Origin of the sequence: Roseiconus lacunae (assembly GCF_008312935.1) — a bacterium.
Taxonomy (GTDB): Bacteria; Planctomycetota; Planctomycetia; order Pirellulales; family Pirellulaceae; genus Stieleria; species Stieleria lacunae.
The window spans coordinates 171,339-184,600 of the sequence record NZ_VSZO01000012.1; the positions used below are offsets into that span (position 1 = coordinate 171,339).

The 13,262-nt window shown below is 57.2% G+C and carries 7 protein-coding genes; 3 read left to right on the forward strand and 4 right to left on the reverse strand.

Annotation, left to right across the window (positions count from 1 at the left end):
- Nucleotides 1–169: 169 nt before the first annotated feature.
- Nucleotides 170–742, reverse strand: coding sequence for an HAD family hydrolase (locus tag FYC48_RS16940; protein ID WP_149497915.1), 573 nt, complete (start codon nucleotides 740–742; stop codon nucleotides 170–172).
- Between the two features lie 68 nt (nucleotides 743–810).
- On the opposite strand from FYC48_RS16940, the gene FYC48_RS16945 reads away from it, so the two are divergent.
- Nucleotides 811–2,049 (forward strand): GspE/PulE family protein, encoded by a 1,239-nt coding sequence (locus tag FYC48_RS16945; protein WP_149497916.1) that lies wholly within the window; start codon nucleotides 811–813, stop codon nucleotides 2,047–2,049.
- Between the two features lie 150 nt (nucleotides 2,050–2,199).
- Here the strand turns inward: FYC48_RS16945 and FYC48_RS16950 are convergent, their stop codons facing one another.
- Nucleotides 2,200–3,126 carry a bile acid:sodium symporter family protein gene (locus tag FYC48_RS16950; RefSeq protein ID WP_149497917.1) on the reverse strand — a complete coding sequence of 309 codons (927 nt, stop codon included), beginning with the start codon at nucleotides 3,124–3,126 and terminating at the stop codon, nucleotides 2,200–2,202.
- 79 nt (nucleotides 3,127–3,205) lie between these two features.
- Between FYC48_RS16950 and FYC48_RS16955 the strand changes: the two genes are divergently transcribed.
- The gene (locus FYC48_RS16955) at nucleotides 3,206–4,513 is read left to right on the forward strand and encodes a hypothetical protein (RefSeq protein WP_149497918.1); all 1,308 of its coding nucleotides are present in this window, start codon (nucleotides 3,206–3,208) and stop codon (nucleotides 4,511–4,513) included.
- Between the two features lie 96 nt (nucleotides 4,514–4,609).
- Nucleotides 4,610–8,326 carry a bifunctional proline dehydrogenase/L-glutamate gamma-semialdehyde dehydrogenase gene (locus FYC48_RS16960; protein WP_149497919.1) on the forward strand — a complete coding sequence of 1,239 codons (3,717 nt, stop codon included), beginning with the start codon at nucleotides 4,610–4,612 and terminating at the stop codon, nucleotides 8,324–8,326.
- A 56-nt stretch (nucleotides 8,327–8,382) separates the two neighbouring features.
- On the opposite strand, the gene ccsA is transcribed toward FYC48_RS16960, so the two are convergent.
- Nucleotides 8,383–11,967 (reverse strand): cytochrome c biogenesis protein, encoded by a 3,585-nt coding sequence (gene ccsA / locus FYC48_RS16965; RefSeq protein WP_149497920.1) that lies wholly within the window; start codon nucleotides 11,965–11,967, stop codon nucleotides 8,383–8,385.
- Nucleotides 11,968–12,019: 52 nt separating this feature from the next.
- Entirely contained in the window at nucleotides 12,020–13,192 is a 1,173-nt protein-coding gene (locus FYC48_RS16970; RefSeq protein WP_160149586.1) for a hypothetical protein, read from the reverse strand.
- Between the last annotated feature and the right edge of the window lie 70 nt (nucleotides 13,193–13,262).

Genomic DNA, 13,262 nt, shown 5'->3' on the forward strand with positions numbered 1-13,262 from the left:
GATGGAAAGGCACCAAGAGGGCTGCGATTCGGGCGCGTGTGTCGCTCGAAAACCATAGCACGTCCGGCCGCCGGAGGGGTGGCGACACACCGGCCGAATTCACGACGTGGTCTTAATCAAGAGCCCGCCGGATCCATCATGAACGACATCGGTGCCCCAAACGATCGGTTCAACGGACGTCGACCCAGTCCATCCCTGCCGCATCGGCGGCTTGGAAGCCCAAGGGCGAATCTTCAAAGACAACACATCGGGTCGGATCGACTCCCAATCGCGACGCGGCTTCCAGAAACACGTCGGGTTCGGGTTTATGTCGTTCGGTATCTTCACTCGCTACGATCGTGGCAAATAAATCGGAGATTCCGAGCGCCGCCAACTGACGCTGCACGATGTCTCGTCCACTGCCGCTGGCGACCGCCATTGGCTTTTTTTGGTGAAATTGCTGTGCGATTTCGCAGACAGCGACTTTAGGCTGCACCTGAACGATTAATTCCGTGAACGCGGCCTCTTTTTCATCGGCAACTCGTGGTGGATCAACGACCACATTTTGCTCTTCGGCCAAGATCCGAACGATCCCGGCGCTGGGCATTCCCCCCATCGAGTAGAATCGGTCGTTGGTGAACTCGATACCATAGCGAAGCAGCGTTTCATGCCATGCGACGTAGTGCAGTGGCATCGAATCTGCCAGTGTGCCGTCGCAGTCAAAAATCAAGCCGTCGTATTTTTCAAAATCGTTTGCGTTCATCACCACAGAATTGCACAACCAGTTAAATCTCGGAACCCGACACCATTTTGCTTCCCCGATCCACATCGATGAATCAGCCGCCTCCGATCAATCCTAGCGTCAAGTCCAGCGTCAATTCCGAAACTGCCGCGACTGACAAATCGGGTTCCGAAAACGTCGCCTATTGTGATGCGATCTTCGCCAAAGCGTTCCAAGCGGGTGCGTCTGACATCCACTTCGAACCATTCGAGCAAGCCTATCGAGTTCGCATGCGAGTCGACGGGGCGTTGTCACAGATCGCCGCCGGTCCGGCTGCCGATTACCCACAGCTTTCTTCGCGTGTAAAAATCCTTTCGGAATTAGATATCGCCGAACGCCGCCGCCCCCAGGAAGGCCGTCTACGATTGTCGATCGAAAACCGAGCCGTCGACTACCGGGTGTCATCGGTCCCGACACGATTCGGTGAAAAGATCGTGTTGCGGGTGGTCGATGCCACGGGGCTTAAAGCGGACCTGACCAAACTGGGAATGACCTCCCGTGAAGCTCAGTTGATGAACAAGGCGACCAGCCGGCCGGACGGGATGATCTTGGTAACCGGCCCGACCGGTAGCGGTAAAACGACGACGTTGTACTCCGCCCTCAATCAGCTCAACCGAATGGATCGAAATGTTTCGACGATCGAAGACCCGGTTGAATTTAATGTCTTTGGAATCACCCAAATCAACGTCCGCCGAGACCTTGAGATGGACTTCCCACAAGTCCTACGATTGCTGTTGCGACAAGATCCGGATGTGATCTTGGTCGGCGAAATACGAGACACAGAAACCGCCAAGACGTCGTTCCAAGCAGCGTTGACCGGCCACATGGTGCTTTCAACGCTACACACCAACGACACCGCATCGGCGGTCGCCCGGCTGCGCGACATGGACGTCGAACCATTCTTGATCAACGCGGCGCTCAATTTGATCATCGCTCAACGGTTGGTCAAACGAATCTGCCAACATTGCCGCACGCCGGTAAAGGTTTCTGCCGCCCAACTGAAAGCACTCGGGATCAGCGAGGAGCAAGCCGCTAAAGCAACGTTCTGCCGAGGCCAAGGTTGTACCAAGTGCAACGGCACCGGAATGCGTGGCCGGATCGCTATCTTCGAAATGCTAGACATGACCGATGAAATCCGAAACTTGATTTTTGAAAATGGATCCGTCGAAGCGATCAAACGGCAAGCGGTGAAGGACGGTATGCGAACACTTCGAATCAGCGCGCTGAGCAAAGCATTCCAAGGTGTGATTACCTTGGAGCAAGCATCGCTGTTCGCGTCGCGTGAGTAGCGTTTTGTTCTCAGATTCGCTCGTAGCGGATGCCGCCGACGGCTCGTTGATTCAATTAGCCGCAATCGCGATAGCGTGCGGTTCTTCCGCGGCCTTGAAACCAAGAGAGACCAAACATAAGGACGAGGCGGCGGCAGCCTCTGGTCCGCTTCACTTCTTCAATCGATCGGCGATGATCGTGTCACAAAGCAATTGGCCGCCGTGATAGATCATCATCGGCAATACGCTAACGCCGCAATCGATCGCGATCTGCAGCCCCACCATGAGCGTCTTTTGGCTGCCGGCGATCCCGATTGCCGAACGTTCGCCCGGCGGCAAGTGAAGCAGCTTGGCCCAGCCGTACGCGATTCCGAATGCAAGCAAGTGAACCGAAACCGCCGCGATCGCCACCATTGCAACCGTATCAAGATTCGACCACGTCAACCGATCTCCGTAGCTCTGACTGACCACCGCCCCGATGAACACCATCGTCAAAATGCCGATTTGGGCGGCACCGGCCAATCGGAACTTGTTGCGGTCGGCCCACCCTGCGGCCCCCATTCGCCGCATTGCTTGCGCTAGCAACAGCGGCAACACCACAAACCAAAACAACTTTTCCATCTGAGCCAGCGGCGGAATCCGGGTGTGCATGGCGAGCACCATTTGAACCCCCATCGGCACGACGGCAATGCAAGCTAAATTTGTCACCACGGTCGTCACCATCGCGATCGAGTCATCGCCACCGGCCTTTCGCGTCCAGACCGAAGCCGATGCCAAGGTGCATGGCACCAACCCGGCGACGAACAGTCCGCCGGAATACTCGGTCGGCAAAAACCACATCGCCGGCAGGCATAGCAGCGGCACGCCGATCATGTTCATGCCGATCGCGAGCAAACTTGCGGTCGGATGCCGCACACTCCGCCGGATCGCGTCGGGCCGAAGCGTGATGCCCATCGCCCACATGACCGTAAACAACACGCCCGATCGGATCCAGCTCTTGCTAGCAATTTGAGCGAAGTGCTCTGTCCCCGCGTGACCGATCAGATAGACCGCCGCAAGTGCTAGCAAAAACCATTGCGAACGAATCTTGCGTAACATCAGAACCGGTCTACCGGTGACAAGGCGGGAAACTTAAGATCAGGCGGCCGGCTGCAATCGTAATCTACAAGGTGCATGGATGCATGAACGAACCCAGCGAGCGGTTGCTCGATTGTTGTTCGTTTTCTGCTGCGCGGTACCAACGTTCCTGGTGGCGTCGACGATCCTGGTGACCTGGACGCCGTGGTTCACCCAGCGTCAACGAGAACGTATCGAATACGAACTCGGTCGCGAAACTGGGCTGCTCGTTCACATCGACGCCATGGACCAAGTCGCGCCAGGAAAATATGTGCTTCGCCAAGTTCGCGTCGATGACCCGGAGACGAATGCCACGATCGCCGATGTCCGCGTGATTGACTTCCATCGCGGCGAGCATCAGATCGGGATGTTGCTCCACCAGGTGACCTTGCGTTCTTCGGGACTCGGTCGTGCCTGGTCGCTGTTGCACGGGCGACTGCTGTCATCCCCCAGCAAAACGACGCTGCCGATCAAGGTCGAAGCCTGTGACGTGAGCATCGTCAGTTCATCGGGATCGCTCCCTTTCAATCATCTTTCCGCGACGATCACTCCGGAGTCTGACGGCGTTCGTTTAGTCGCCGCCGCTCGCGACCGGATGGATCCGAATCAACCCAGCTTGCGTGCGGAGATCCATCGCGACCGTAGCGGCGATCGCCCGACGAGCCGCGTCGTGTTGTCGACCGACGGCACCGCCCTACCCTGCTCTGCGGTCGCCGAATACCTACCGGTGGCCGGGATGCTCGGTAGCGAAGCCTTGTGGTCGGGAACGATGAAATGCGAAGAAACTGAAAACGGTTGGACGCTCGACCTCGGCGGCTGCTCGTTGACCAATCTCCAGTTGGTCGACTTGACGCGAACGCTGCGATATCGAGTCGTCGGGAGTGCGAACCTACATTTAACCCGCTGCAAAATCTCGCCCGGTGGCTGGGTTAGCGCGGTGGGTGAAATCGACGCGACTGATTTGGGGCTCCCCCAGCGAGTCCTCTTGGCGATGCGCAATCAACTTGGCTGGCAGATCGACCCCCAGGTCCTAGCAAGTCGTGACGGGATCGAGTGCAAGCTTGCCGCGGTACATTTTGAAATCGTCGATGAAACCACCACACTGACCGGCATCTGCCACCGCCATCGTGACTCGCTTGGCCAAGGCGTCGCACTGTTTGGATTCGGCAAAGAACTCGGTTGGACCGGCGGTACAACCATTGCCTCGCGACAAATCACGGCTTTCGTTGATCCACCGGGACGTTCACTGAGCGTCTTCAATCAAGTCTTTCTCCCGTCATCACCGTCCGTTTCAATCGCCGCAGACCCCCGCGTTGAGATCCGCGATGCGACGCCGTACAGCGGCGGTCCGGCCATTCGGCAGCGGTAGTGGTGCCGGCCGGCGGACTTCGCTGAACTCGTCCTGGCGATTGATTTATTTCCGGTCGACCACTGTTAAGATGGAAGTTGACCCAGGGAGAAATCTATGTCTGTCGCCGAAACGTTGTTGAATCTTGTTGAGTTAGTTTCCATCGCCGATAAACACGGTAACGATGCCGACGCGGCAATCGCGATGGCAAGGGCACTGCTGAATCGCTCGCACGACCTTCAAACCCCTCAGGAGCGTCGCCAACAGGCCGAACTGGCGCGGATGATTCAACATCCTAGCGATAAGGCGACGCTGGTTGAGATGACCGACCAAGCATTCCGAACGCACAGTTCGGCGCGGGTCGCCGACCAACTGACACACTTGCTTGACATCCAAGGGATTCCAAGGTTTTTCAGCCCCCTGGAGCAAACCATGCTCCGCGGCTTTCAAACTTTTGGCGGTTACCTTCCCGGGGTCGCCGTCCCGCTGGTCAAAGACAAGATGCGGCACGAAACAGCCAACGTGATCTTGCCGGCCGAGGAACGCCGCTTGTGCGAGCACCTTTCCGCTCGTCAGCAATCCGGGTTGCTGATGAATGTCAACTTCCTTGGCGAAGCCCTACTGGGCGAAAAGGAAGCCGAGCGGCGATTGCGTCACTACCTGCACGCGTTGCAACTGCCCGAGATCGCCTGCATCAGCGTCAAATTGTCGACGGTCTACAGTCAGGTTTCGACGATCGCCCGAGACGAGACCATCCGCATCGTCGCCGATCGCATGGAACTTCTCTATCGCGCCGCGGCTCGTGAACGTTTTGAAGCCGACGGAAAGCAGTCGCCCAAGTTCGTTTACTTGGACATGGAAGAGTACCGCGACTTGTATCTAACGGCCGACGTGTTTCGCAAGGCTCTCTCGCGTCCTGGGCTGGAACACGCCCGCGCCGGGATCGCACTGCAAGCCTATGTGCCGGACTCCTATGGCGTACTTGCCGACTTGATCGCGTGGTCGGCCGAGCGCGTCAAAGCCGGCGGTACTCCGATCACGGTGCGTCTGGTCAAAGGCGCGAACATGGAAATGGAACGGGTCGAAGCCTCATTGGCGGGACTGCCACAGACCCCGTTCGATCAAAAAGTCTTCACCGATGCAAACTTCAAACGAATGCTGCGTCTGCTGATCGAGGCTGCCGGGGCCGGACATGTGCGTGTGGGCATCGCTAGCCATAACTTATTCGACATTTCACTCGCGCTGCTATGGGGAGCTCGTACGAAGCGGATCGATGCCCAAACCCCGCTCGACTTGGAATCAGAAACAACGGGAACGGCACTCGACTACATGCAATTCGAAATGCTCGAAGGCATGGCCAACCACCAGCGTCGTGCGTTGTTTGAATCGGCGCCACGGATGTTGCTTTATGCACCGGCTTGTAAACGCGAAGATTTTCTTAATGCGATCGGATACCTGATTCGTCGTTTGGACGAAAACACCGGTCCGGAGAATTTCCTGCGTTACTCGTTTCATTTGTCGCCTAAGTCATCAACTTGGTTGGCCTTGGCCGACGGCTTCCGATCCTCTCTTGAACTGATCGACGAAATCGATTGCAGCCCTCGTCGCTTGCAAGATCGGTTCATGCCACCGACTCAACCAAAACCCGCGTCGGACTGGGCTAGCTATGTCAACGAGCCCGATACCGACTGGTCATTACCGCGGCACAGCCAATGGGCCAAGTCGATCGTCGAACGATGGAGCGACCAAAGTCCTGAAAACATTAACGTCCCGCTTCGAGTTGGCGATCAAATCCGCGAAGTGGATGCATCTAGAAAGCAACGTGAATCATTCGACCCGTCACGTCCCGGCGTGGTCTCGTGTCGCTTCACGATGGCGAACGAACAAGACGTCGATGACGCGATTGCGATCGCCGATCAAGATCCCGATGGCTGGCGAGAGACGGCGTGGGGTCACCGCTATGAGCTACTGCGAAACGCCGCCCAACTGATGCGTGAACGACGCGGTGACCTGATCGGATCGATGATGCTTGACGGAGGAAAGCTGATCACCGAAGCGGACCCGGAAGTGAGCGAGGCGATCGACTTCACCGAATTTTACCCGCTGACCGCCAAGGCCTATTACGATCGCACCGACTTGCATTGTCAGCCGCGTGGGACGGTCGCCGTGATCAGCCCCTGGAACTTTCCCTTGGCGATCCCGTGCGGCGGAATCGCATCTGCTTTGGCCACCGGCAACACGGTGCTATTGAAGCCCGCTAGCGATACCGTCTTGCCTGCGTATTTGATCGCCAAGTGTTTCTGGGACGCCGGGGTTTCCCCCAATGTATTGCAGTTACTTCCGTGCAGCGGTGCCGGCGCCGGATCACGACTGGTCACCGACCGCCGTGTCGACGCGGTTGTCTTGACCGGAGGAACAGAAACAGCCAAGGAGATGCTGAAACTTCGCAGTGACTTGCACTTAATCGCCGAAACAGGTGGCAAGAACGCAACGATCGTCAGTGCGATGTGCGACCGAGACCTCGCCATCAAGCATATTTTGCATAGCGCCTTTAGCCACGGCGGACAAAAATGCAGCGCGACGTCACTGCTGTTGCTCGACCAAGAACTTTACGACGACGCAAGCTTCCGTGACGCTCTAGCCGATGCGGCGGAAAGCCTGACCGTCGGGTCGGCATGGAAACTTGATTCGCGACTGGGGCCTTTGATCCGACCGCCGTCGGGTGAACTCGAACAAGGCATCAAGGATCTTGAGAGCGGCGAAGAGTGGCTCACCCGCCCCCGGCACATTGATGACAACCCGCAGCTCTACACGCCGGGAATCAAATGGAACGTCCGTCCGGGAAGCTTCACCCACAGCACCGAATTGTTCGGCCCGGTCCTCGGCGTGATGAAGTACAGCAAGCTTGAACAAGCGATCGAATGGGTCGCCTCGACGGGCTATGGTTTGACCAGCGGCCTGGAAAGTCTAGACGATCGCGAGCAGCAGCTTTGGCGTGAGTCGATTCCCGCCGGGAACCTTTACATCAATCGCCCGACGACCGGTGCGATCGTACTGCGGCAACCGTTTGGCGGCATCGGAAAAAGTGCTTACGGCCCGGGTGCCAAAGCGGGCGGCCCGCATTATGTCTTGCCGTTGATGCATGTCGAAAATAAACCGGCAAACGCGACGAATCGCAAAAGCATCGTGACAGTCTCGCCCATCAAAGACGCACTGGACGCGATCGAATCGGTTGCCGAAGCACACGAATTGGTGATCGATACGAAACGACTCGAACGCTTTGCCCATCGCGCGTCCGAGTTTGCCGACCTGACCCTGAATCAAACTCATGACCATGTCCAGTTGGTCGGCCAGGATAACCTGCGGCGTTATCGTCCGCCGCACCAGTTACGGATCCGCTTGAATGGAAACGAATCACTTACCGACGTGGCGATTTCAATCATCGCGGCGAGTGCCTCCAATTGCCACGCCTCTTATTCGCTCGCATTCGAACAAGAGGACTTCCGCGAACTACTCGAACACGCGGCGTTGCGTCTGGCAAGCCACAGCAAACACCCGTGGCGGATCGAATGGATCGAAGAATCGGAATCAGCGCTGGCCGCGGAGATCGAAGACGGCCGCGTCGACCGCCTTCGATTACTCTCATCCGAGAAAGCACTCTCCGACGAAGTCCTCGAAGCTTGCCGATCCGCGTTTGTGACCGTGCTGGCTGAACCGGTGGTCGATGATCCGGAAGTCGAAAGTTTGCGTTACGTTCTCGAACAATCGATCTCGCACGATTACCACCGCTACGGCAACCTCGGCCGACGGCAGCTCCCCAGCAAGCCGGTCTAACGAGCCGGAGGAGGCGACGGTCAATCTTATGGAAGGCCCGCGGTTCGCGCCGTCCGCTAGCCGGTCATGCGGGCTTGTTTGAAACGGCTGGTGATCACACCGGCGACGATGAACACGATCTGGCTGGCGATAAACAATCCCAACCAGAACATCACGCCTTTGGTGAAACCGTAGCTGTGCAATCCAATGCCCAGTTCGTTCGTTCCGAACCAGCTCCAAGCGGTGATGATGTTGCCGGCGATCGCAAGGATCGAGAAACCGAGACCCTTGACCATCCCATCCCAACGGGCGTGCAACATCAAGGCATTCCAAATCACGATTAGCAGCGCACCGTTTTCCTTCGGGTCCCAGCCCCAGAATCGCCCCCAACTATCGTCGGCCCATAGACCACCCAGAATCGTACCGACGGTGCTGAACAGGATGCCAAAGCAGGTTGCCCCATAGGTCATTCGGTAAACGGCCTGAGTCCCTTTGTCTTTGCCAGCCCATACGGCAACCAAATAGAGAATCCCAAGCAGGCCGGCCACCATCGTGGCCACATAGCCGAGAGCGACGCTGATGACGTGGGTGGTCAACCAGAACTGCGTGTCCAAAACGGCTTGCAGAACCGGCATCGTGTCACCCTTGTCCAAGCTATACGCGACCAACGATGACAACGTTCCGGCGACGGCGGCCATGATATTGCCAAAGCCCAACCGGAAAATTCGGTCGATCACCAACCCGCCAAACACCGCGGCCCAGCCGATAAACACGGCCGAAGAGTGCAGGTTGATCACCGGCGCACGACCGGTGATGTAAATCCGACTGATCAAGGTCACCGAGTGAATCAAAAACGTTGCCAACAAAACGCCCCACGTCGCGTTTCGAAGACTGTGATTGCCGAACGCAAAGTAAAGCACACCCAAGATCGATGCGATCACATAGAAGACGAATGCGACCGTTCGAGGTGAGTTATTTTGCATCCAACGCTCTACGGCGATCTTGTTTTCGTTCAGCCCATCGATTGCGGTGGCGTTTGACAATGCAATCTGTTCATCGACGGCCTTGTTGAAGGCGGCGTAGTCACCTTTGCCATCGGAATAGGCGGTCACCATGTTGCTGAACGGCGTCGATGCCAACTTAGCATCTTCGTCTTCGACACTCTTGACCGAGTCTTGGAAGAATACCGGCGCGTACGCCTTCCATTTCGGATCGTTGACGCTGGCCGCAATGTCCGCCTCGGTCGGCGGGATGATTCGGGCGACCTGCATTTGATCGAGACGCTGCATCCGTTCAAGAATCTTCATGACCAAGAATCGCGTTTGCAAATTCGCCGGCAATCCTTCGGGCAACGCTTCGACGTCGGCTTGCCGTGGTCTTGGAAACTGAAACGCCTCGGCGACCAGCATGAACTGCCGCGTACGTTGATCAAGTTCCAGTAGCGTCTTCTCTTTAAACGAATGGTCGGCGACGTCTTTATCACGAGCCAGATCGATCAGCTTCTGCGCCGCACCCCAGTTTTCCAGCACCTCGTTCAGGGTGTACAACTTGCTTTTGCGGCGAGGTAGCGAAAGCTGACTACGCACCTCTTCGGCGTCGATGCGGAACATTGGCAGGTCACGCAGTGAATCTTTATCGCTGGCGACTTCCATCAACCATTGCATCGCCGACATCTTCTTGCCATCGACGCGAGCCTTGACTTCATCCGGGGCTCCTTCGACGGGAATCGATTCACGGCCACTGATCGACTTGAGCGTCAATCGAGCGAACGCATCAAGCGGCATCATTCGACCACCATACTGCGTCGGGATCTGTCCGGCGGTGTAAAAATCAAAGCCTTGATCGCGAGTTGCCGGACGCATCGCATTCACCATCGCGGCGCGTGGGACCAGCATGACAACGCCCAAGCCGACGGTGACGGCGAAGGCCGCGATCAAGCTTTTCGGCGACGTCGCTCGCGCACGCTGTTCGTCACTGAGGCCCGCGAGTTCATTCACACGCTCGCGCTCACGGCGACCGACAAATCGCTTGAGCGTGCCGGTGAAGTGCGCCAGCATCCCCAGCGCCATGATGCTGCAAGCCACATACGGAATCAGCCAACCGCTATTACGTACGACTTGCAGGCCCGTCAATTCTTTGCCGCCCGGCAGCGTGTTGTAACTGCTTTGGAAGAACGATTCGCCACGGTAACGCAGCGGGTTGTTCATCCAGACGCGTTCTCGTCGATCTTCGCCGGTTTCTGGATCGACGATGCGGATGAAACTGCTGTAATCGCGAGGCGTTTCAGTCCCGCTATAAGTCCGGCGTTGAACGTCTTCGAGATGGACCCAGTAGGGTTTGACTTCACGGCCATACTTCAACCCGAGTTGGTAATCGGTCCCGCCAACTGTGATCTCGTCGAAATCATCTTCGGGGAATCGCACCGGGTCAAGCAAGTGCGCGTCGGACAAGTACTGACTGACAAGGTGCTTGCCCAGCGATTCACCGCTGTCTTTGTCGAGCAGTTCGATGTAGGCCGAGCCCATGTTTTCTTCACCATCGGCACCACCGCGTTCACGTTCTTCGACAGCCTGCCAGGTGAGACCTTGGCCGGTTGTCGCGACCGAAGCTTGATCAGAAACGCGCCGGAGGTCAGAATTTTTAAAGTACTCGAGAACTTTGATATCGACCGGAAGGGCATCGTCACTGATGACCGTGTCATTTCGCTTGGCGGCAATGAGTTTTTCGGCCGGAACGGCGATCACTTCGTCCTCCCCTTCGCCGGTGACGATGAAGTTCAACTCGACCTTATCGAGGTTGATCAGGGTATTGGTCGATTCGCCTTCGACAAGGTTGATCCGTTGTTCCAGTTGGCGATCACCGAATGCGAATTGCCCAAGCATCAGCAAACCAACGCCAAGGTGCAGCAGCATGTTGCCGCCCTGTCGACCGAAGACCAAGTTGCAGCCGACCAACAAGATCAATCCGGCCAACAGTCCCTTGGCCAACTGCCAAACGATTCGCATCCCTGGGTCCCCGATCCGCCCGCCAGTCACCAACGTGTAGACGATCACTCCCAAGGTGATCGCGGCGATCACATAGCCGACGATTCGCAGCGACTTTTGTTTGAAACTCATCGACCAAGCGATCAAGCCCAACGCGGATCCGACCGTCACCCCTTGCATGCAGCGCCACAGGGTTTCGTAGGAAAACGGCGGCGCGCCCTGCAGCCCGTCCGAACTGTTACCGCTCGCGACGATCACACCGGCGACGACCACACCGGCCAACAAGAACAGCACACCGGCGACCAATCGGCTGCCCTTGGCATGGATTCGAAATCGCGTCGCCTTGGCCGCGATTAAGTTAACCATCAATAGCATCCCGATCGTCACTCCCCCGGGGAACGGAATGATCCCGGGGATCGGAGTGCTGTGGTTGTAAAACGCTTGGGGAAAGAAATCGTCGATCCGGATCATCGCGATCCAAGTCAAAAAGTATCGCGACTTGACCGCTTGCATGTTCAGTTCGTCTTGGGCCAAGGTGCCGACGAACACAATGACCAACGACGCGGCAAACAATGCCACCGTCATCTTCAGCGACCCCAAGGCAGTGAGCACCGTGCTGGCCGTGATCGACGTTTGGTTTGCGGCGACGGACTTTGACGTTGAGTTGACAGTTGCCATAAGAAATCCAGGCGGAAAGGTCGGTTGACTTGATCGTGATCAAAATCGCTGACTAAAAGGACAACGACTGGAGGAATGATTTCATTGCGTCACGTTGCTCGGACACCGTCTTGGGTGGTCCGGTCATCTTGACGAATTTACTGAAGTTACCTTCGGTGGGAATGATCGTCGCATCGATCGAAAACTGTCCCTGCCCTGCGTCCCCTTCAATGATAAACCGCTGAGCCTCGAAACCGGAAACATCAAATCGCTCGGCGTCGGCCAGCATTTGATCCACCGCCTCGTCTTCCGGTGTACCCTTGATGACTTGGCCCATCCAGCGGGCGACGTTGCTGCGCAGGTCCCCGCCGGCGGTGATCAAGGTGACCTCGGCGGTCGCATCTTCCGGACCGACGACAAAGGAAAGCTCTCGCATGCCGCGTGCTTCCTGCTCTTGCCAACCCTCGGGTGTTTCGAAGTCATACTTTGGCGACTGCGTCTCGGTAGCCTGACCTGACGATTCGCCGCCCTTGCCTGCACTTCCACCGGCGAGCGCGTCCCCCGTCATCGCACCACCGCCCATCATCGAACCGCCCATCATTGGCGGCATCATCGAGCCGCCGGAGGTTGGCTCGCCAACGAAATCGGCCAAAAGAGCCTGCTTGTCGGCCACTTCCATCTCCAGTGGCTCGGCGCCGGCCCAGGTATCATCGGACGGTTTCAATCCGACCTGATTACGCCAACGATTCACGTTTTGGACCGCGTATTCGGGGTAGTCACCGTTGATGGGAAGCGTCAAAACAGTCAGTTCCAGCTGCTTTTTAGCGGTGTTGATGTAAACAGTTGCGAAACGCATTGGTTTCTCGCCGCCGAGTTGCCATGATTCCGGCAAAGGATCCAAAATCGGTTGGCCGGACTCGCCGAACTCGATCGACTGGACAAAATCCTTGAAGGCTTGAGCGACCCCGTCGACCGCTTCTTCGGGGCCCTGGATCTTAAAAAACCACGCTTCGCTGCCCCGTGGAACCATGACTGCCAACAATCGCTGTTTACCCGGTACCAGCTCTTCCGGCATGTTCTTGGGGATCGTGTACGTCGTGATCTCCGGTTCACTACCGCAACCGCCGATCCATCCGACCAGACCGAAGGCCAGCAGCCAGATCAACGGCAAGCGGGTTGGCATTCGTCCCAATGTCGTGACCGGGGCGCGCAGATTGAGCGTCGATGGTTGAAAACCAGAGTGCATAGCGATGGTAGGCGGGGGGGATCGAATTCCGTTTCGGAATGAAGGAAGGAGCGTCTCCTAACGCCGTCAG

Bases quoted from the DNA above. Each gene is read 5' to 3' on its own strand.
- FYC48_RS16945 (WP_149497916.1), top strand. From the start codon at position 811: ATGAATCAGCCGCCTCCGATCAATCCTAGCGTCAAGTCCAGCGTCAAT.
- FYC48_RS16970 (WP_160149586.1), bottom strand. From the start codon at position 13,192: ATGCACTCTGGTTTTCAACCATCGACGCTCAATCTGCGCGCCCCGGTC.
- FYC48_RS16955 (WP_149497918.1), top strand. From the start codon at position 3,206: ATGCATGAACGAACCCAGCGAGCGGTTGCTCGATTGTTGTTCGTTTTC.
- ccsA (WP_149497920.1), bottom strand. From the start codon at position 11,967: ATGGCAACTGTCAACTCAACGTCAAAGTCCGTCGCCGCAAACCAAACG.
- FYC48_RS16960 (WP_149497919.1), top strand. From the start codon at position 4,610: ATGTCTGTCGCCGAAACGTTGTTGAATCTTGTTGAGTTAGTTTCCATC.
- FYC48_RS16950 (WP_149497917.1), bottom strand. From the start codon at position 3,126: ATGTTACGCAAGATTCGTTCGCAATGGTTTTTGCTAGCACTTGCGGCG.
- FYC48_RS16940 (WP_149497915.1), bottom strand. From the start codon at position 742: ATGAACGCAAACGATTTTGAAAAATACGACGGCTTGATTTTTGACTGC.